Source organism: Dyella sp. EPa41, from assembly GCF_016586165.1.
Taxonomy (GTDB): domain Bacteria; phylum Pseudomonadota; class Gammaproteobacteria; order Xanthomonadales; family Rhodanobacteraceae; genus Dyella.
Window position 1 is genome coordinate 31,144 of the sequence record NZ_BCPR01000024.1, and the last position, 18,814, is coordinate 49,957.

An 18,814-nucleotide genomic window follows, 5' to 3' on the forward strand; every position below is an offset into this window, starting at 1 on the left:
GCCGGACGGTAATATCGTGGGTGGAAAGTGTCCGTATATGGCCCCTCCCCGTTGCAAAGCCCCTGTGCACTGGCGTCCGTGACGACTGCACACGTATAGCAGACACCGGGGCAGGGCGATTAGCCCGTGTTATCGGGGGTAGGGGAGGAAGTTTTTGCCTCGCCCTCCGCTAGGGAGAAAGATGGCGAAAATGTTCCTGCAGAATCCGATCAGCCTGGTCTCTTGACGCAGCCAGCGCCTCGGGACCAAAAGCTGTGCCCTGAACCGAGAGAAACGTCAGATCGCGCAAGCCAATGATGGCAAACACAGCCTTCAGGTACGGAGTGAGGAAATCCGGCTGGCGCGTACCATCCTCGGAGAACTTTCCGCCGGAGGATACGGCGACGAAAACGGGTCGATCGCGAAGAAGGGGGACCTTCCCATGATGTCCGACGTTGAAAGTCCAGCGCACGCGCACCACGTGGTCTATCCATGCCTTTAGCCCGGAAGGCGCGGTGAAGTTGTGCATGGGAGTACCAATGACGACGATATCCGCGCCTTCAAGCTCCCTGATCAGTTCGGCCGACGTCGCGGCTGTACCTTCCTGGGAAACATCCTCGGTAGAGTGCTGGGATATCGCGTAATCGGCATCGACATGAGAAAGCGAGCCGTCACCGACCATTCGGTCCACCACCGTCGCGGCAGGATGCCTTGCCAGCAAGAGGTCCACGATCTTTCGCGAAAGCCTGTGGCTTTCGGAGGCCCGCCCACGGGGACTGCTACTGATGTGCAGAATGTTCATGCCTGGAACCCTGGAGTGTGTAAGAGCAGCCTCAATCCTACAAACGGCGTGACCCGTATCGAAGGTCCATAAATGGAACTTTCATATGGTCCATAACCACGACGTCGTCTGACCGACACAACAGTCCGTTTCCGCTTGTCGTTGCCGACTCCCCTAAGTGCCCCCCGATTTCCGGAGGTACACTCCATACCTCAATGAACTGCAAGATCGGCTAGTCCATGAACGTGACCCGAAACAGCAGGATGTCGCCGTTGGACCCCACGGCTGCCGAACCTTTCTATCGGCAGATCTACGACCGGTTCCGCAGCGCCATCGCCAATGGCTTGCTCAAGCCTGGCGACCGCATACCCTCGGCACGCGCGCTGACCAAGGAGCTGGGCCTAGCCAGAGGGACGATCGAGACAGCCTATTCGCTGCTGGCTGCCGAGGGGTACATTCAAGCCCGCGGCCAGGCGGGAACCATCGTGACGCCGGGACTGACGCCACAAATCGCGAAGGCTAGCGCGGCGCCTCGTACGGAACGCGTCGCTGTAGCAAGCGATTTCCGTCCCGACTCGATCTTGCCCTTCCAAATGGGTTTGCCCGCACTGGATGCGTTTCCCAGAAAAATCTGGGCCCGGCTGGGCGCGCGCTGCATGCGTTCGATGCAGCCGTCGGACATGGTTCATCCTTCCGTATTCGGCTTGTACGGCTTGCGCGCCGCCATTGCCACCTATCTTCAAGTGTCACGCGGCATCGACTGCTCTGCGTCTCAGGTCTTCGTCACATCGGGATATCGTCATACCCTCGAGCTGATCGCACATGCTTTGTTCAAGCCGGGAGATCGCGTCTGGATCGAGAACCCGGGCTACCCACCCACGCGGGACTTGCTGGGGCTGATGCACATGACGTCCGTGCCGGTGCCAGTGGATGCGGACGGTATGATTGTTTCTGAGGGATTGAAGCTGGCGCCCCGGGCGCGTGCCGCTGTCGTCACGCCGGGTCACCAAAGTCCGCTCTGCGTGTCGCTATCGCTTCCTCGGCGCTTGGCGTTGCTGGACTGGGCAGCACGAAACCAGGGCTGGATTATTGAGGACGACTACGACGGTGAATATCGCTACGTCAGCCGTCCTCTGCCTGCATTGAAGAGTCTGGACCGGGATGGGCGAGTGCTTTACGCAGGCACGTTCAGCAAGGTGCTACTGCCGGCGCTTCGGCTTGCTTACCTTGTTGTGCCGCAAGAGCAGGTACAACGGTTCGAGGACGTCAGTCGCACCTTTGTCGGCGGCAGTCCCCAGCTTACGCAGGCCATCGTCACGGCATTCATCACGGAAGGACACTTCGCGCGCCATATCCAACGGATGCGCAAGCTCTATGCCGAACGTCGGGAAGCGACCGCAGCCGGGCTGGAGAGCGTGCTACACAAACACATACGCATCGATCCACAGCCCGGAGGGATGCACCTGATTCTCCGGCTCAAAGGAAGGCGGTCGGATCGCCGGCTCGTTGCACGCATGTGGGACGAAGGCCTGTACGCAGAGGCGCTGACGGATTGGATGGTGGGCAGCAGTGGCGCTTCGGCCTTGCTACTCAATTTCACCAATATCAGCACTCAGCGCGGTGCTGAGACGCTTGGCAACCGCATCCTGAAGTTGGTGTAGCTTGATCGAGAGCGCTCGCCAGAAGTGGGCAAACAGCCTTACGTCGAGTCGATCGACACCGCCATCAGTTAGGGTGCTCCCCGCACGCGCAAACCCTTCCGCTCATCGAGACCTGTTTGCTGTCGGGAGATTGTGCCCTCCGTACCTTTGCACGCGACGAGATCGGTGTCTCCGATTGAGAGATCATGGTCCATAGGAAATCACCATTCATGGCTCTTCATGAGTGATCCAAGTTGCAGGACGATGGAACCCTCCAACAACAAGTGAAGGGCTACATCATGAGCAACCGTATCGACTACGCCAAAGCCTCACCCGAGGGATACAAGGCCTTCGGTGGCGTGTATGCGTCTCTCCTGAAATGCGGACTACCGCAAGAGCTGATCAATCTCGTGTACCTGCGGGTTTCGCAGATCAACGGGTGCGCGTACTGCATCGATATGCATACTCGCGACCTGATCAAGGGCGGCCTTAGCATCGAGAAACTGGTCCTGATACCGGTTTGGCATGACGCGGGCAGGGTGTTCACAACCCGCGAACGCGTTGCGCTGAGCTGGGCGGAGAGCGTGACGCGCGTCGCCGAGAGTGGTGTTCCCGAGGCAGCATATGAAGAAGCCGCCGCCGAGTTCACCGACAAAGAGCTTGCGGACCTCACCTACGCGATCGGCCTGATGAACGCGTTCAATCGCTTCGGTATCGCGTTCCGCTCGACGCCTGCAGCTGCTGCGATCGTATGAGTCGCTCCATGAGCGATGGCTAGGGACGGAAACGCCTGCCTTTTTGGCACGTTGTTCATGGACTGGCTTGGCCTGAGACCTGACGCGCTCACTTTAACCAACGGCCTGGACACTGTGCGGCAGCTCGGCCTGCCAGGACTCACCGATAACTTCGTCGGGCCTTAGCGCCCGGCGAATCCACGAAGAGACCTTTATTTATGGCATGGCTACTCCTCACGATCGCCGGCGTCTTCGAAATCGCCTTTGCACTTTGCATGAAGTGGTCCGATGGATTCTCGCGGCTGTGGCCGGCATCGCTGACGGTCATAACCGGTCTGTTGAGCGTGTTTCTGCTTTCGTACGCGCTTCGTACGCTACCGGTGGGTACCGCGTACGCCGTCTGGACGGGCATCGGAGCCGCCGGCACGGCCATTCTTGGAATCATTATCCTGGGCGATTCGATGGCGCCGATGAGAGTGCTTTGCATAGCGTTGATTCTGACCGGGGTCATCGGGCTCAAGCTCGTCTCCGGAAACTGAGCCAATTGCCTCGCGAGACGGTTTTCCCATCAGCGCATTGCCTGCAATGCCGCTCGAGTGTGAGCCCATAACGGAAGAACGTGATAGGCGGATGCTTTATCTGAGATTAGCCTCTTCAACGTGCTCCTGCCGAAATGACTGCCAGAGGTTCGCAGCCACTTCTCCGAAGAGTCAGAAGCACCGGAGGCCGGAATCTCGTGGATGCCCGCTCATTCGGACGCCGCGCCTTCATCGCGGCAGGTCACTGAGCAATGCTCGACGAGCTCGGCCCCCTCATGTCCCAAGGATGGGTCAAGCCATCACTCAATAGACACGTCGCAGGAGATGCACATGAATAGCATGACGATGACCAATCGCTATCATCGCCACACCAGGATGGCGCGATGCCGGGGCTGGTTTCGGCGCCAGCCTCATTGCCATTCGCAGCACAGAGCGCGCTGCCGAAACTCTGGCAGTTCGGTTGGCGTACCAGAGCATCATCATTAAAGGCCGTACTTGCGCTTCCGATTCTTAAAGGCAGGCTCGGTGCCTTCAAGAATTTCAACGACTGTGTTCTTGATCACTGCCGACTCGATTCCGCCAGAGATGTAATTGAACGTATTAGTTGCCTTGTCGCGGGTCGCGCAAATGATTTGCTCGGCGTCGCAGACCACGGCCAAGTTCGGATTGCAATTGGCCAAGAAAGCTGTTGCGCCACCTGGAATGGCCGAGCGTTGCGTACCAGTTCTGTCGTGGCGCAATACATCAGTGGGCTGTTGCGCGATTTCAAGCAGCACTGTGTTGCGTGTCGTTGTCGGAGTCGTAATAGCGGCGCTTCTTGCGATTAACGTGTTAGCGGTGCTTGGTCCGGGTTGACATTGCGGCCAGCGATTAGGAAGCGCTATCGCGGCTGGTACTGGTCGATGTCAGGTGCCGCTATAGCGATCGTCGCTCGCTCGCGCACGCCCCAAAGCAACCAGCATATCGAGCAGCTGGGGTAGGCGTTTCTTCCAAGGGCCGCGGGCAGTGAAGCGGGTAGCGATATCGTCCACGCTAAGGGGGACGGAGCTGGCGGCGAGGGTGTCGGCTACGGCTCGAACCTGGGCCACAGTGTCCTTTGGCCACTGTAGCGGCTTGCTACCAGTGATGGCGGTGATCGGTGCGCTGTCGTCATCGAGTGCGGTATCCAGATCGCGCTGTCCCGACGCCACCTGTGCCGAGGGGTTCTGGAATGCCGGGCGCAGCCAGCGCACCTTGCTGCTGGCTTCTTCGGCGGCGCGCTCGGCGTTGAGAGCGATCAGGCGTTCAAGAATGGCTTCGTCGAAGGCGCGCTTCGCCTCGTCGCAGCTGCTGCCTTCGGCCGGCACGTCGTTGCCGTGAGCCACGCGGAGCAGTGCCAACAGATCACTCCAGCCGTAGGCACTAAGCACGGCCGCGTCGATCTCGTCGTGCAGCTGACGCAGCACCGAGACGAGGCCATGCTCGTGGATCACGCGCTCCTTGGCGGTCAGCGCCTGGCCGCGGCGCAGTTTCTCTAGCACGTTGTACATGCCAGTGAGGGTGAGGTCGGGGTAGGCGGCCTGCTGACGCTTGCGGTGGGCGTCGAGCTGTTCGGCAAGGCCGTCTAAATGCGTGTGCGCTGATTCGAATGATGGGAACGGAAATGTTTCGAAGCAACGAGTTTTGTTGTAGCGCGGATCATTCCCAACCCCGAGCCTCCCGCCAGTTGTTAGTGCCCAGACTGTATGGACCTCGCTTGACAGCACGCCGAGTGTCGAGGCTCTTTCGTCTGCAATAGTGACAAGCGAGCTGTCGGGTGTCGTTGCGGTCGAAAGGAAGCAAAAAAAACGATGTTTGGAGGTTTCAAGCGTCACGATGTAGCGGTCGAGTCCTGCGACAGCTACTCTAAATTGCTGTCGAGGATGGCCGATAATCCACCAGCGCTCACGGAAGACCGCATTTCGGTTCAAGTCCCGCTCTGGTTTTGCGCGCTCTAGAAGGTGCTGATAGGGCGCAGGGAAATGCGCACGCACTTGATCCTCTTCCATTCCGTAGAAGTCGATCACATACAGGCCGCGTGGTGTCTGTGATACGTCGCGCCCGTTGATGTACGGTCTGATATGCTTTTCAAGTCCTGTCGACGTACCAAGCCCCAGTTCCACAGCTCTGGCGCCTTCAATTTGGAACGAAGTTCCGATCGTCTTCATGCCGACCGAACAAATAGCTTGATTGGCGTGAAGCGATGCGGCGCGCGTGACATCAACACCAACGCTAAGATCAGCATTGATGCGTCCGAAGCGACTCTCCATAGTCACGACCAGATCGTCATTTCCATCCTCAGCCTCGGTCCGCTCCTCGGTCACAATGAGCAACTGACCGATGCGCCGTCCCCTGGCCCCTACTGTGATGGCGATCCGTACAGCAGCGCCGTCCTCGCTATCCACCCAGGGGTGGTCAGGTACCGCGAACGCCAGTGACATTGGTGGCTCGCCATCGAGATGCGGCTCAACGGCGCGTCGGACATATGCTTGTCGAAGGCTGTTAGTGGTAATAAGCCCGAACCGTTGAAGGCCTCCGTGCGCAGTAAGCAAGGCTGCGTGATGCCACCAGCGCATCACAAAGTCGGTCGCTTGTGGAATCTCCGGCCACGCGGCCTGGATCGCATCTACATAGCCGTCACCGAGTGCATCACGCATTCGCTTCGACCCAATGAACGGTGGATTTCCGACCACAAAATCCGCTTGCGGCCACGCGGCCTTCCGCGGGTTCACATAGAGCTCCAGTGGTACGCGGCGGCTGTCATCGGGCACGGCCTCACCGGTAACGGGCGAGGGCTTCATGCTTACGCCGTCCCAGCGACTCATCGGCATGCCGCGCTCGTCAAGCACGTAGTCCACGCGGTCGTACGCCAGCACGGCGTCGCGATTCTCGATGTTACGAAAGTCGCGGATCACAGGCTGCGGTGGGTTCACGTCGCCGTGGGTGCGGTAATGCCACTGCAGATAGCCGATCCACAGCACTACCTCGGCGATAGCTGCGGCGCGCGGGTTGAGCTCGATGCCAAGCAACTGGTGAGGATCCACAGTTTCGCCACCCATTGTGTCAGCGCGTTCGCCACCCAGGGCTAGACCGGCCTGACGAAAGCCCAGCTCGTCGAGTGCGTTGAGCACCTCACCTTCGAGCCGCTTGAGGTGCTCCAGTGTCACATATAGAAAGTTACCGCTGCCGCAGGCTGGGTCGAGCACGCGCACAGTGCAGAGGCGGTGGTGAAAATCCTGGATGATCTTGATGGCCTCGGCCCGCGTCTCTCGCATACGCTGCGAGAGGTTCTTCTCTTCCTTTGCCCGAGGAGGGAGTTCAGCGATGGACTGCTCAAGCTCACTGGTTTCCGCGGCCTTGATCAACGCTGCTGCGTGTGCGTCGTTCCACTCCTCGCGCAGCGGCTCGATCACTGTGGGTAGCACCAGCCGCTCGACGTAGGCACGGGGCGTGTAGTGGGCGCCGAGCTTGTGCCGCTCTCCGGGATCAAGCGCACGCTCCAGCAGGGTACCAAAGATGGCCGGCTCCACATGCTCCCACTTGGCCTTAGCCGCCTCGATCAGCAGGGCCACCTGCTCACGGGTGAGGGGTAGTGTGTCTGGCTGCTTAAACAGCTTGCCGTTGAAGCGCAGCACGTCGCTTGCGATGGCGGCGGAAAAACCGCCGCCGTCCATGTCACGCCACAGCTGGGCGAGCATGCGCATAGCGGTGTCGGGCTGATCGGCGTACTTAAGCAGCAGATCACGGAAGCTGTCGGCTGGCAGAAGCCTTACGTCTTCGGCAAACATAGTGAACAGACAGCGCATGAGGAACTGGGCCACTCTCTCGGGCGCATGGCCGGCTGCTTCCAGGCTTCGCGCGAGGGCGGCCAGTCGGCCGGCGATCTCGCGGGTGACGCGAGCGGATTCGCGACTGGGGTCGAGCGTGAGCGGAGCGGTCCACACCTTTCGCAGGCGGTTGAGGATAGCTTCGTGGCGCAGGTCGGTAAGCGCGATGCGATGGCTGCGCGGATCGGGGAACGGCGTATAGGTGGCGCCGGAGCGCGAGAACTCCGAATACAGCTCGATGCGGTTGCCCACGTCCAGCACGATTAGGAACGGCGGGCGGCCCTCGCTGGCAGGCAGAGCGCGGGCGTACTGCTCGGCCTGACTGCGCGCGCGCAGCAGGGCATCGTCAAAGCCCTTGGTGTGTGTGGGCGCCTTGAGCTTCTTCGCCTCCAGCACGAAGCAGCCGCGCTTGTAGAGGTCGATGCGCCCAGCCGATTTGCTGCCGTCGCCGTGAGTAAAGGTCACCGGCCGCTCGAACATGTACTGCTGCTCGGCATCTGGATGCGGCAGCTCCACGCCGAGCAGGTGGCACAGGTCCATAGCGAAACTCTGCGCGGTAGACAGCTCCGAGGCGGCGACGCCACTCCACTTGGCGATGAAGTCGTCGCTGGCGTCCTTGTGGATGGAGGTCATAATGGTTCCGTTGGATTCCCTTAAGGCCAGCCTAAAGGAAAGCCTCGCTTCAGGGTAGGTGCGTCGGCGACTTGCCGCGGTCATCCAGCCGAGCCCCTCACTTGAAGGTGCTCTTTGGCCCCCGATCCTGAGCGATGAGCAGTGGACGCGTCGGCTCGAAGTCTTGGATTGCTCACCCGTGACAGTGGCGATGCGCGCAGGCGCAGAAATCGTCCGCGTTGGTAGGGCGCGATCCAGCGAATTTGACAGGGCAGCGACTATCCCGTTCCCAGGGTTGGAGCTCGGAGAGCGATGAGCATTTGATCTATTCGACTCCTGACTGCGTTGACGAACAGTCCGCGAGCATCAAGTCCGGCCGCTTCGAGCAGTGGCCACGTATATTCACAAAACAGGCCGGGCCGCGGGTGTGCCTTTTGGCGCTGACTGGCGGTGAACTCCCTGTCGAAAGCTTCCTTGCCCGATGCATCAAGGATGCGATCGTCCTGAAGCGTGGCCAGATACCCCTCCCATTCTGATCGTGTCAGCTCACGCGATTGCCTGATGTTTTCCACCCAGTACGCGCAATATTTCTCGATGCTGCAAGGCGAGCTTGCCCACGCATATCCCCCGGCCATGAATCCCCAATGGAAGTTGGACTCGACTCGCCACCCTTGGGACCTGAGCGCAATCAGGTCTCGCACTGATGCCGGGTCCGAAAAAAGAGCTCGTGCCTGTCCGAGCGTGTCGGCCGGATACATCCGAAGGCTCACGACAGCCGTATCGCTCGGATAGCCCAGCCAAGCCATGAAGATTTTCGGCGTGCAATTGAAGTCGCGCCAGCCTAGACCCTTGCCTTCCTCGCCGCCCACCGCAAGCCCCTGGATAGCATCCAGGCGCCGCTCCAACCGGAAGCGGTTGTTCCCGCAACGGCTGATCGTCGAGTAGGGACCGATATTGGGGAAATGTTCCTCAACAAAGTCCAGGAAGTCGCCGATCACCAGGCGCTCGGCGCCGTGAACTAGGTTGCGATCAACAAGATCGGAGAGCATCGCCAGCACATCTTGCCATCGCACTGATCGAGGTTGATCCTCAAATTTCACCGGTGCGCCGTGCAGGTTGATACGGTGTGGCTGCTCAGTCGGTTCGCACCAGTTGATCTTGTTTTCCACGACGACAACCAGTTCGCTGCCGTAGGTGATAATTGCGTCCAGCACCTGCTGCCGATCAGATACCTCAAAGGTGGCATTGACCTGCTTCGCATCAGGCGCCAACCAGACACTGATTCCCGGGATAGCGTCACCATCCGGCAAGGGTTCCTGCTCTGTCACGACGCGCTGGCGTTGCGTTGCGAACTCGGCCGGCGGCAAAGATTGCAGCGAGCATCCGGCTGAAACGAAATGAAGCCATGCCTGATGCGCCATGGGGCTATAGCGGAGCACGACCAATAGCGCGCGCGTGAGCTGATTCTCATGCCACGCCGCTGCGGACTGGAAGGGGACGAAGAAATTCAGATGGCTGGTCATGGTGTAAACGGATATCCGTATGCCTCAGCGAGGACGATGCAGTCGACGAACCAGCCCCCCCTGCGCTCACCATCACAACGCGCGGGAGGCAGGTGTAGTGGCGACGCCCCCCGGTTTCAGTAGCGGAGCGAATTAGAGTCCGGGGGTTACTTTAGCTGCTCGGCGTAGGCGGCGGGTGTCAGTCCGCCCAAAGGTTGCATTGCTGTGATTCTGAAGCAAGCTTGGAGCTAAGATGGCCTTCCTTCCCATGATTCCCTGCGGGGCTACCGTCATGGCAAACATCGAGTTACGTGACCTCCACTTGGTCAAGAAGGCGTTGGCCATCTCTGTCTTGGTGCTTGAGCGTCAGAATGGACCTCATGAATCATCCAGTGACAGACTCGATATGAAGCTCTTATTGGAGCGTCTGACTGCTACTGAAGAGCTCGAATATTATTTAAAAGCGGCTCGGATTGCGGCCATGGGCTTTCCCCCTGAAATGGGTGGCTGACGCGTCAAGAATCCTAAGTTCTGAGATGGGGGAGGCGGAAGATGCCGCTAGTCACCATCATCCGAGGAGAGATTCCATGTCGTACAGCACCAAGATGCAGCTAAGAATGCTGCTGCCGTGTCTTATGCCATTGTTACTAGGTACCCTGGTTTCTTGGGTTTTAAACACGATCGACAGCCTGCCTGGCGGTCTTGGTGGTCAGGCAGTCGAATCGCAGATGCCGGGATACATCTTTTTCACTGGACTTGCTGTCACAACCTTAGCTTTGGCGTATCAATGCTTTCGACTTTGGCGTTGGAGCAGGGGCGCGGGTGACACATGCTATGTGTGTGGTTGCTTGCTTGGCGATGAGAGGCAGGGGCGTTGGGGTGACTATCGACCTTGCTTAGGATGTCCAAAGAACCATGCCCTTCGCTGAAAATAAAAAGCCCTGCAGCAAGGGGCCTTTTGTTTCTTGGACGGCTATCCATGACTAGCTCCATCTGGGTTTTCTAGCATGGCGACGACGCGCCTACCAATTTCTGTGCCCCTGCCATTGACATAGACATCTGGAGAAGTCTCGTTGAGCACTGTCTTATGGTTGGTGATGACGTTCTTGTTGGCTACCAAGTAGAAGACGTTTTGCCAGTAGTAGGGTGTTCCTTGTTCGAAGGCGTGAGCCAGCTCTTGTCCTTGCCCATATTGCTCTTCCGTCGGGTACTTTCGTATCTCAGCGATACGGGTCGCGTAAGGACGCGGGTCGTGATAAAACTTCAAAACTTTCACATGGGACGGCGTGTAGTTGCTGATGACGTCGAGGATGATGCATAGCTCGTCTTCTGATACGTCAGGCTTCAGCGCGACATTGAGGGCGAAGTTTTGCAGGATTTCGAGTTGTTCTTTCTGGCTTGTTGCTGCGGCAATGTGGATGGTTCGAAGCAGAATGGCAGAAAAATCTTCGCGCTGGGAAAGTTCTTCAAGGTCTATTTGTCCGGCTTGATGCAGTAACAGTAGACGCTCTTCCACTTTGTCTATCCACTTCTCCAGTCGCCTTTGGATCGGTGGGGTGATGATTAATTGAAGTAAGGTGGTTCCTGCTGGAACGAGGCTGGCAGCGGCTTCGACGAGGCGGTATACCTTGTCGGACTCTGGCTCAACGATTGGAAAAACATCATTCATTTTGTCTGTATCCAATATCGTCAGGTGATTGCTTTGCTGGTCGAGTCTTGCAGGCTCTTGCTGCTTTCCCTGGGAATGGGGTTTACCACCTCAAGTTTTCGGTCTTCCTGATTGAAGTGAACTAGAAGCTTTCCACCCATCATGGGAGCTTCTTTGAGTCCGCTGACAAAATCGGCATCCAGCGCCCCATCATGAAACGATTTCAGGAAGTCCAAGAAGACCGCAATTGCTGCGGCACTTTCATCATTGGATAGATGTGGCTCAAGAAGTAGTTTCGCGGTGACGCGTTGACCGACGCGTTCACCTAGCTCTCCAACTACAGAGTAGGTCAGCGAGTATTCCGGGTCGCCAGGCCGAATCTTGCCCTCGGAAAAAACCACAAAGACCTTCTTGGCTGCCGGGCCAATGTACTCTTTCGTAAGTTTGACCGTCGCCTTCTTCAATAGGTTGTAGTGGTCCTTACCAGCCTCTTTGAGAAAGCCATCGAAGTAGGACTTCCCGAGGTAAAGGACCACTGCGGTCGGCAGAAGCCACTGCAATCCCGCGTAAGGCCCAGGAGCCGGCTGTGAAATTCTTTGCACCTCCAGGCCGTCTTGAGCAATGCTTTCGGTAAATTGTTCAGCTGGTTCTGATGACAGCTCGTCAATGTGGACGACGATGATGTGAGTGCTCATGTGGCTCATTTCCTTACGAAACCAAATCGTATGTACTGTGCATAAGGTGATATTGAACCCAATGTCCGTGCTTAATTTATTTCTGGTCTATGCTCTTCGATGACATTGCCATCCTTGTCGATGATCTGGACTTTCAGTTGATCACCTATGCTGAATTTTGCTTCAACAGACCTTCCGACACAGAGCTGTCCAAGAAATTCAATAACGTAATTCGTGGTTGTAGAGTTCTTGTCGAGCTTGACCTCAACAATTTTGGTTGCTGCTGCTACCTTTGCCGCACCTTTCTGAAGGCCGATTGGCGTTACAAGGATTCCACCATCTGCACCGGTGTCTCGAATCCGCCACGCCAGGCCAGCGGCTACCTCCTGCTCAATTCCACGGGTGGTATGGCGTTTGCATTCGACGATAAGAAAGGTTCCTTCATCGTCGGTACAACCCTTGGCATCGATTTCCCATGGAGTTCCGCTGATGTTTCCAGTGACATCCTGCTTGCCTTCAAACCTTCCTACGCCAAAGTGTGAGGAGAACTGATTGAGAAGGTGGACTGCTACTTCTTCGTAGGTCTTCCATTCCTTCGGTTTGCCTTCACTCAATGCCATCGAAAATCCCTCTATTCGGCAGTCATTGGCACCTAACCAGCCATGCGCTGAGCAATTTCTTTGAGCTTTTGTTCGTCAAGTCGCGGAGACGTCCAGCCTTCAGCGAATTTTGCGCTGTGAGAGCGAGGGCGTTGCTCGTCAGTCAAATTCCGGATACGAATACGTGCGGGCAAGGCGGCACCTTCTCCAACGAAAATTGCTTCCTGTTGTGCGAGGTTTGGCAATGCTTTGGTCATGCCGGAAAGGCCATCGGGCATGAAGCGCGAAACATGTTGCTGATCGATTTGATTGGTCAGGCGAAGCACAAGCCAGGTGCCGCACTGTGAAATAACGGTGCTTTCAACGTCGGAAGGTCGCTGGCTCACCAGCATAAGGCCGAGGCCATATTTTCGACCCTCTCTTGCAATGCGGCGAACAGCACTCTGCGCAGCGGCATACTCGGCTTCGCCTCTGTCAGGTACATACCGATGCGCCTCTTCGCAGACCAAGAGAACGGGATCTCGTGCACGCTCATCTTCGGTCTGATAGACCTTGTATTGAAACAAGAGTCGGGCAAGTGAAGCTGTTAAGGGTCCGGCAACTTCGTTTGGAAGGCCCGAGATGTTCAAGATTCGAAGGTCTTGGTTGGGCTGGTTTGGAATGGTGCCGACAAACTGGGAGATGATGACATCGAGGGTTGGGTCACCATCTTGCCAACTCTTCATCATGAATTTGATGCGAGGATCTCGACGGAGAACAGAGAGCTTATCCAGTACGGATTTGAAGGTCTTCGCAAATTCACCGGGCGGGACGGGGCTAAGCTTCCCCTTGTCTGTCTTCGCGCCCTGGAGGTAAATAATATGATTGACAAACTCGTCTAACGAGAAAGGCCTTGGTTTGTCGGGATCAAATTCTTGCAGCCTGTCAGGGTCTATCCCGGCTTTCGGCCTCGGGAAATCTGGTTCATTTCCATCCGCTGGCGCGTTCGCGCCATGGTCATGCGGGGCTTCGTCCACCAAGCCAGCGGCAACCATACGAGCGTGGGTGAGAGCTTTATAAATTATGTTGTGCTGGCTTGTTGCCTCAAACTCAGTCTTGCCAATGACAAGCATGCGGAACTCATCTGCCGACATCAGCCAATAAGGTAGGTGTATTGACTCTCCGGCCTCCTCCTCATGGCGGATAGGATCATAGGCGCGATATACCAATGCACGACCTTCGAAAGCCTTTCCATATTCAGCATGAGGGTCGAGGATAATTACCCTTGGATGGCATAGGTCGTCACCCTTTGCTTTGTGCTCAAGCACGCTGTGCAAAATTGCGGCAACAGCCCCCGACTTGCCCGAGCCCGTTGAGCCAAGCACCGCGCAGTGCATGCTGAACATTTTGTCGATGTTCGCGCGGCATGGAGCGGAGTCCGCTGCTACGTAGGTTCCAAAGGGGACCAGTGCATCCGCTTGGCCCTCTACCGCCTGACCTTCGGCAGCCGTATATAAGGCGACCGATTCTTCTCTCGTGAGTAGATAAACCCCTTGTCTTGGCAGTGGAAAGGTAGTTACACCGCGTATGAAGTTGAGTGATTCCCTGTTTGCCTGCCAGGTTCCCTCGGCAAACAACTCAACTTCCATGATTCTCTGGTCTGCCTCGGGTGAAATTGTCTGACCTTGCTCAAGAAGCTCCTCTGATCGCATTCGAAGAAGCGTCACAAAGCCAAATACGACTCGGCGACCAAAGTGAATCTTTACGACGCTCCCCATTTGGCCAATGGGATACACCCGTCCATCATGTGTGCGCGTTAGTTCAGTCACCTCTCCATCAAGTTCGATGCGAACCGACGTCCCGGCCACTTCTACAATGTGGCCTATTTTTAGGTCCTTGATGAGGTCAAAGGCAGCCATTACTCAACCCCTTCTTTGCCGCTTTCGAGGAAGGCCGTCATGCCGTCGAACTTCCACCAGTTGTGTGTTCCGCCGCCTTTGGGTGGGAAAAGAGGGCCTTGCTTACCTGCGTACAGACCGCGCTCGGTTAGGACGTACACTCTTTTTCCCCAGTCTGAGGCAAGCCAGCTTTGAACAGCGGATGGCAGTCCATTTCCTTGGAGGCAAAAGGCAACCAAAGTTGTCTTGTTGTCTTTGGATGACAGTGCTAGCTCAATCTCTTGATTGATATGGTCATCGCCAAAGCTATAGCCGCAAATCGCTAAGACGTTTTCTCCCGTGGCGAGCGCCTGCCGGAAGAGTGAAAATTGTGAGGCAAATGGATCGCGCTGTGTTGCAACATACTTTGTTGCTTGAGGGTAGATGAGAACTCTTCCCTTATTTGGTGGATAGGCATCTGAATCTCTTACGCGAAGAACGGAACCGTCTTCGCTTAGGAACCAATCGATTGACCCATGGAGTTTGACGACTATTGCTCTGTACCCGCTTTCCGGTGCAAGTTTTCCAAAGCGATGAGCTCGGAAAGCAATCGCGCCTCCATAGAAGCCATCCCAATAAGTAAGATGCGCCAGGGAAAGAGCGTCTTCAATCAAGGTGTCGTAATTGGTTGTAAAGATATGCAATGGCTTTCGTCGTTCAGATAAGCCAGCTTGACGCCTTCCGAAAAGAGCTCTGACGAAGCGAAGATGTTGGTCGATAGACACGACTGGCTTGTCGCGCGTGCCAGTGGTCCACTTGTCGGCACCATCCTCTTTGTCACCCCATCGAATGACGTTGGCGATACTCACTGCAATCTGGTTATGAGCATCTTCAAGTGTGGGAATGTTGTAGGTCTTGCCCTTGATGATGACCTCTTTGCTTCGACTACGGTCGGCCAGTGTGGTGTAGTCACCGAGTTGACTAAGCACGTGCTCGATATGGGCATTCTCTGGGAGCTCATCGAGCAAATCTTTCAGGATCTGCTCATAAAGCTTGCCTGCGGATTCTTGAAGAACACGAGTGGTTAGTCTTCCCATTAGAGGGAGGCCCGCGTCTTTGCTGATGCCTGCGCCGGTCAGCCAGACCTGATTGGGCCGGCTAAGCAGTTGGTCAACCTGTTCAAGCAGGTCACTATTGATGGCGGCCATACATCTCCCTTGTCTTTAGCGATAGCCTTGAAAGTTCGGTCAAGAATGGTTGGCGAATATCAAAGTCGTGATGCCGCTCGCCCTTTGCTAGTAGGGTGAACACGCCTTGCTTCGGCAGCTCAATGTCGTAAACCTCGCCGGTCTTCACCCCGCTAGAGCGAGGTCTAGCAGCCCCTTGGCTCGGTCATGGCGTCCATCCTCAACCGTTCAAATGCTTTGGATAGAGCATAGCCCAGGGCAGCCGCTATCAATCGGGCTGCGTCAGCCCGGACACCTTGAAGGCTTCGCATCAAGTATTTTGAACCGACCCGAGCTCGCAAATCGCTGGGCACAAAAAAGCGGACATAAAGTCCGCTTTTTCGGTTCAACAGAAGGGGTTTCGGCATTTGGCACCTCAATTAGTACCCCGAAGGGCGTAAGTGGGGCGCCAAATATCCCTTTTAAAACAAAGGGTATGACGAGTTATTGGTGGGGTGACGGGAGTCGAGCCCACGTCTCGAGGCCCCGGACGTCCGGCACTTTGCTTTCAAGGCCTGCAACGGGTTACTTACGTCCCACTGAGGCTTCGCAGCACCTCGACCGGATCATGGCCGGCTTCGATTTTGGCTCTCGCAATTTTGACATCAGCGATGGTCTTGGCGGGATTTGGGCGAACACCGGTCCCGAAGACGTGACCATTTCTCACATGAAGAAAACTGTTGTCAGCACGGCGCGTCGTGAATATGTAGGGATCCGGAATAAAGTCAAAACTACGTGCGGATACGTGCGGCACCGGGGTGATACAGGCGTATTCGCCGGCCGGCGACCGGATGACCGCATGCAGTACAAAATTGCCGGTTGCAACATCTACGATCCAGCCCGTAACGGCTTTCCACTCGCCGGCCGGATCGTTCGCCTCATACCACGCGCAATTGTCGTGACAGAGCCGCTCCTTCATACGCATCTTGGCCAACTGGTCAGCCGGCACTCTATCGACCCGCACGACAGGAAGTGACTGGATCGCGGCCAGTGCTTCCATTTCTCCGGCAGACGGCTCTGCTGACCATTGATCGAGCACTCTAAGGAAGTCGGCCCGTTGGCGTATGAGCCTCTTCTTCGCTTCACCCATTCGTAGTTCCCCTGCTGATGCGGCAATGGTCGGGATGGGCGATCCAGCCCCTAGGCCAACAAACCCTATCCGCCGCTGATCCTTCACGGCAAGTAGAGATTTGGCCGGTACAGCCATCGGCCTGGGCCCAGGTTTAGACCTAGAACAAGAGGCCGGCCGACCTGAGGGTGGACCTCTGGCGAGCCGGTGCGAGCATGGCGCGTTGTGCGCCCATTCGCCGCTGCTATGACCGGTCTACCCTCGTCTGAAGTATTTGCTCCAGGTCTGCAATAACCCGATCGGATTCGATATAGAGGCCCGTTTGTCGAGCTCGCTCTGCAGCGGCCAAGCCCCGGGCAACAAATTCTGCATCAACCTGACGTTTTCGGACGGCCCGCCTGATGGATACATCGAAAAACTGGTCGAGACTTTCGCCGTCTTGGAGCAATGCCTTGGCAGTCTCCAAGAGCTGGCTGTCTATGCTGACATTTGCTCGGGACACTTCACTTCCCCTTGCGGCTCGCTAGCTCTCGCAGAAACCGATCCTTGTCGCTCGAGCTAAGCTTATCGAAGGCCAAAATCATTGCCGCAAGCTTGTCATCTGCGGCGAACAGGTAGGGCAGGGGGACTTGGAGCGCCTTGGCTAGACGCTGGATAGTGGCCATGTCTGGCTCATGGATGCCTTGCTCATACCGGTTGATGCGGGTACTGGCCACAAACGGGTCGATTCCTGCCTCCATGCCCAGACTCTTCTGTGAAAGACCCTGGACCTCTCTTGCCTCTCTCAGCCGCCGCTGGAAGATCAGGCGGGCATCGGCTTTACTGGGCATGCAAACAAGTCTCGTAGTCGGATACTACGAGATTCGTAATTTTGCCTTGAGTCCGATACTACGAATTTCGTAGCATGTGGCGCAAGGCCCTTCAGGCAGAAACCTGGGAAACGGTCATGCGGCTATCGCTCAACAACGAAGATGACCCTATCGCTATTCCGATAGATGACGTCATCCGCGAGGCGTGGACCCTTCAGTATGACCGGGCGCATTACGACGGGGGGATGGACCGCTTCCGCGAGCGCCTTGCAGTTTGCTTTGCCAACAGCTTGGCGGCGTGTCTCGACACTGATCTGCAGCCGCCAACTGCGGCGCAAATGCAGTACGCGACATCTATAGCCAGAGAGCTTGGCGTCTCACTACCTTATGAAGCGCTTCGCTTCCGTGGCACCATGTCGGACTTCATTGATAGATACGCTGATGCGCTACGCGCCAAACGTGAAACCTATCTACGCAACGAGGAGTAGCTTATGGCAGATGACGACGATGATCGCTTTGGCATGCCACAGAGCGCATTTGAAGCGGCACGGGACAGCCATGGGCGGGACAGCCCTGTCTATCGCGTGGGAATGTATGTGCCCACGCGGGGAGAGGTGGCGTCACTACCCGTAGAGGATCTGCGGGTCATCCTAATCGACTGGATGTGGGAGTGCCCGAGCGAACTCATTCCAAATAACGACCAAATCTCTGCGGTCCGTTCCATTCTCGCAAAACGATCTGACGCCAGCGACCCTCGGGTGGTTCAGCTAATCTCCGAGTGCGACTCCTATCTCGAAATCTAGTCTCTTCAGGCGCGGGCGTGATAATTGATTTCAACGCTTTGGCTCGCTGGGCATATCTAAAACATCAGCATGGGGCAGGGCGCCCATTTCCAGAAGCGCCCTCCTGAGTGGCTCAGATCTTTCAAAGAACTTCGACCAGGCCCCGAACCCACCCATTTCGCCAAGCGCCCGGAGCATCGCGACGTGCGAGGCCTGCAGTAGATCCACCTGGCGCTGAAGCTCGGTCAGCTTGATCTCCTTCTCTGCGAGCTGCTTCGCTAACGAACCACGAGACTGCTTGTTCGCGTTAGCTGCCACGCGCTGGATGCGCTGCTGATCTAGGCGATATCTTTCCAAAATCGCTCTGCGCGGTGCTATTCGGGTAAAAGAGCTCGCCGACCTTATGGTTGGATGGCGTCTCGCCAGTTCCCTGGCACTTATCTCCACGCCAGCCTCTAGCATGGCGTCGAGAATCCTCGCCATCTCCCCGAGGTCACCCTCCCCAGGTCCGTCTACTTT

General features: G+C 56.8%; 18 protein-coding genes and 1 pseudogene. 6 read left to right on the plus strand and 13 right to left on the minus strand.

Annotated elements, in window-relative coordinates; genetic code table 11:
- Positions 1 to 169: 169 nt before the first annotated feature.
- Entirely contained in the window at positions 170 to 781 is a 612-nt protein-coding gene (locus JMF82_RS09845; protein ID WP_201314353.1) for an NAD(P)H-dependent oxidoreductase, read from the minus strand.
- Positions 782 to 999: 218 nt separating this feature from the next.
- Between JMF82_RS09845 and JMF82_RS09850 the strand changes: the two genes are divergently transcribed.
- From JMF82_RS09850 to sugE, 3 genes are all read left to right on the plus strand, one after another.
- Positions 1,000 to 2,421, plus strand: coding sequence for a PLP-dependent aminotransferase family protein (locus JMF82_RS09850; protein WP_201314354.1), 1,422 nt, complete (start codon positions 1,000 to 1,002; stop codon positions 2,419 to 2,421).
- A gap of 278 nt (positions 2,422 to 2,699) precedes the next feature.
- Positions 2,700 to 3,155: a carboxymuconolactone decarboxylase family protein gene (locus tag JMF82_RS09855; protein WP_201314355.1), complete on the plus strand. Its 456-nt coding sequence runs from the start codon at positions 2,700 to 2,702 to the stop codon at positions 3,153 to 3,155.
- A gap of 197 nt (positions 3,156 to 3,352) precedes the next feature.
- A complete protein-coding gene (sugE, locus tag JMF82_RS09860; RefSeq protein WP_201314356.1) occupies positions 3,353 to 3,673 on the plus strand; it encodes a quaternary ammonium compound efflux SMR transporter SugE in 321 nt (106 codons plus the stop codon).
- Between the two features lie 482 nt (positions 3,674 to 4,155).
- On the opposite strand, the pseudogene JMF82_RS22230 reads toward sugE, so the two are convergent.
- The 3 genes and pseudogenes from JMF82_RS22230 to JMF82_RS09875 form a co-directional block, all read right to left on the minus strand.
- Positions 4,156 to 4,341 (minus strand): annotated as a pseudogene (locus JMF82_RS22230) (hypothetical protein); the annotation flags it as partial.
- Between the two features lie 237 nt (positions 4,342 to 4,578).
- Positions 4,579 to 8,151, minus strand: a complete 3,573-nt coding sequence (locus JMF82_RS09870) for a DNA methyltransferase (protein WP_201314358.1) — start codon at positions 8,149 to 8,151, stop codon at positions 4,579 to 4,581.
- Between the two features lie 257 nt (positions 8,152 to 8,408).
- Positions 8,409 to 9,653 (minus strand): hypothetical protein, encoded by a 1,245-nt coding sequence (locus JMF82_RS09875; RefSeq protein ID WP_201314359.1) that lies wholly within the window; start codon positions 9,651 to 9,653, stop codon positions 8,409 to 8,411.
- A 232-nt stretch (positions 9,654 to 9,885) separates the two neighbouring features.
- Between JMF82_RS09875 and JMF82_RS09880 the strand changes: the two genes are divergently transcribed.
- Positions 9,886 to 10,143: a hypothetical protein gene (locus tag JMF82_RS09880; protein WP_201314360.1), complete on the plus strand. Its 258-nt coding sequence runs from the start codon at positions 9,886 to 9,888 to the stop codon at positions 10,141 to 10,143.
- Positions 10,144 to 10,605: 462 nt separating this feature from the next.
- On the opposite strand, the gene JMF82_RS09885 is transcribed toward JMF82_RS09880, so the two are convergent.
- From JMF82_RS09885 to JMF82_RS09915, 8 genes are all read right to left on the minus strand, one after another.
- Positions 10,606 to 11,301 (minus strand): hypothetical protein, encoded by a 696-nt coding sequence (locus tag JMF82_RS09885; protein ID WP_201314361.1) that lies wholly within the window; start codon positions 11,299 to 11,301, stop codon positions 10,606 to 10,608.
- A 20-nt stretch (positions 11,302 to 11,321) separates the two neighbouring features.
- Positions 11,322 to 11,975, minus strand: a complete 654-nt coding sequence (locus JMF82_RS09890; protein WP_201314362.1) for a hypothetical protein — start codon at positions 11,973 to 11,975, stop codon at positions 11,322 to 11,324.
- Between the two features lie 71 nt (positions 11,976 to 12,046).
- Positions 12,047 to 12,574 (minus strand): hypothetical protein, encoded by a 528-nt coding sequence (locus tag JMF82_RS09895; protein WP_201314363.1) that lies wholly within the window; start codon positions 12,572 to 12,574, stop codon positions 12,047 to 12,049.
- Between the two features lie 32 nt (positions 12,575 to 12,606).
- Positions 12,607 to 14,451 (minus strand): ATP-binding protein, encoded by a 1,845-nt coding sequence (locus JMF82_RS09900; protein WP_201314364.1) that lies wholly within the window; start codon positions 14,449 to 14,451, stop codon positions 12,607 to 12,609.
- A complete protein-coding gene (locus JMF82_RS09905; protein WP_201314365.1) occupies positions 14,451 to 15,617 on the minus strand; it encodes an SIR2 family protein in 1,167 nt (388 codons plus the stop codon). Before JMF82_RS09905 ends, JMF82_RS09900 begins: the two co-directional genes overlap by 1 nt.
- Before the next feature lie 164 nt (positions 15,618 to 15,781).
- On the minus strand, positions 15,782 to 16,003 hold the full coding sequence (locus JMF82_RS21985) for a DUF6538 domain-containing protein (protein WP_307837965.1): 222 nt from the start codon (positions 16,001 to 16,003) through the stop codon (positions 15,782 to 15,784).
- A 161-nt stretch (positions 16,004 to 16,164) separates the two neighbouring features.
- Positions 16,165 to 16,725, minus strand: coding sequence for a hypothetical protein (locus tag JMF82_RS09910; RefSeq protein WP_201314366.1), 561 nt, complete (start codon positions 16,723 to 16,725; stop codon positions 16,165 to 16,167).
- A gap of 482 nt (positions 16,726 to 17,207) precedes the next feature.
- Positions 17,208 to 17,534 carry a helix-turn-helix transcriptional regulator gene (locus JMF82_RS09915; protein ID WP_201314367.1) on the minus strand — a complete coding sequence of 109 codons (327 nt, stop codon included), beginning with the start codon at positions 17,532 to 17,534 and terminating at the stop codon, positions 17,208 to 17,210.
- A gap of 74 nt (positions 17,535 to 17,608) precedes the next feature.
- On the opposite strand from JMF82_RS09915, the gene JMF82_RS09920 reads away from it, so the two are divergent.
- Both JMF82_RS09920 and JMF82_RS09925 read left to right on the plus strand, forming a co-directional pair.
- A complete protein-coding gene (locus JMF82_RS09920; protein WP_307837966.1) occupies positions 17,609 to 18,001 on the plus strand; it encodes a hypothetical protein in 393 nt (130 codons plus the stop codon).
- A gap of 3 nt (positions 18,002 to 18,004) precedes the next feature.
- Entirely contained in the window at positions 18,005 to 18,316 is a 312-nt protein-coding gene (locus JMF82_RS09925; protein WP_236585391.1) for a hypothetical protein, read from the plus strand.
- A 30-nt stretch (positions 18,317 to 18,346) separates the two neighbouring features.
- Here JMF82_RS09925 and JMF82_RS09930 read toward each other — a convergent pair whose 3' ends face one another.
- A complete protein-coding gene (locus JMF82_RS09930; RefSeq protein ID WP_201314368.1) occupies positions 18,347 to 18,778 on the minus strand; it encodes a hypothetical protein in 432 nt (143 codons plus the stop codon).
- Positions 18,779 to 18,814 lie beyond the last annotated feature (36 nt).

Excerpts from the sequence above, each read along its gene's own strand:
- JMF82_RS09925 (WP_236585391.1), top strand. The coding sequence starts at position 18,005 with ATGGCAGATGACGACGATGATCGCTTTGGCATGCCACAGAGCGCATTT.
- sugE (WP_201314356.1), top strand. The coding sequence starts at position 3,353 with ATGGCATGGCTACTCCTCACGATCGCCGGCGTCTTCGAAATCGCCTTT.
- JMF82_RS21985 (WP_307837965.1), bottom strand. The coding sequence starts at position 16,003 with ATGCCGAAACCCCTTCTGTTGAACCGAAAAAGCGGACTTTATGTCCGC.
- JMF82_RS09905 (WP_201314365.1), bottom strand. The coding sequence starts at position 15,617 with ATGGCCGCCATCAATAGTGACCTGCTTGAACAGGTTGACCAACTGCTT.
- JMF82_RS09895 (WP_201314363.1), bottom strand. The coding sequence starts at position 12,574 with ATGGCATTGAGTGAAGGCAAACCGAAGGAATGGAAGACCTACGAAGAA.
- JMF82_RS09900 (WP_201314364.1), bottom strand. The coding sequence starts at position 14,451 with ATGGCTGCCTTTGACCTCATCAAGGACCTAAAAATAGGCCACATTGTA.
- JMF82_RS09890 (WP_201314362.1), bottom strand. The coding sequence starts at position 11,975 with ATGAGCACTCACATCATCGTCGTCCACATTGACGAGCTGTCATCAGAA.
- JMF82_RS09875 (WP_201314359.1), bottom strand. The coding sequence starts at position 9,653 with ATGACCAGCCATCTGAATTTCTTCGTCCCCTTCCAGTCCGCAGCGGCG.
- JMF82_RS09915 (WP_201314367.1), bottom strand. The coding sequence starts at position 17,534 with ATGCCCAGTAAAGCCGATGCCCGCCTGATCTTCCAGCGGCGGCTGAGA.
- JMF82_RS09910 (WP_201314366.1), bottom strand. The coding sequence starts at position 16,725 with ATGGGTGAAGCGAAGAAGAGGCTCATACGCCAACGGGCCGACTTCCTT.
- JMF82_RS09885 (WP_201314361.1), bottom strand. The coding sequence starts at position 11,301 with ATGAATGATGTTTTTCCAATCGTTGAGCCAGAGTCCGACAAGGTATAC.
- JMF82_RS09845 (WP_201314353.1), bottom strand. The coding sequence starts at position 781 with ATGAACATTCTGCACATCAGTAGCAGTCCCCGTGGGCGGGCCTCCGAA.
- JMF82_RS09855 (WP_201314355.1), top strand. The coding sequence starts at position 2,700 with ATGAGCAACCGTATCGACTACGCCAAAGCCTCACCCGAGGGATACAAG.
- JMF82_RS09870 (WP_201314358.1), bottom strand. The coding sequence starts at position 8,151 with ATGACCTCCATCCACAAGGACGCCAGCGACGACTTCATCGCCAAGTGG.
- JMF82_RS09930 (WP_201314368.1), bottom strand. The coding sequence starts at position 18,778 with ATGGCGAGGATTCTCGACGCCATGCTAGAGGCTGGCGTGGAGATAAGT.
- JMF82_RS09920 (WP_307837966.1), top strand. The coding sequence starts at position 17,609 with ATGTGGCGCAAGGCCCTTCAGGCAGAAACCTGGGAAACGGTCATGCGG.
- JMF82_RS09880 (WP_201314360.1), top strand. The coding sequence starts at position 9,886 with ATGGCCTTCCTTCCCATGATTCCCTGCGGGGCTACCGTCATGGCAAAC.
- JMF82_RS09850 (WP_201314354.1), top strand. The coding sequence starts at position 1,000 with ATGAACGTGACCCGAAACAGCAGGATGTCGCCGTTGGACCCCACGGCT.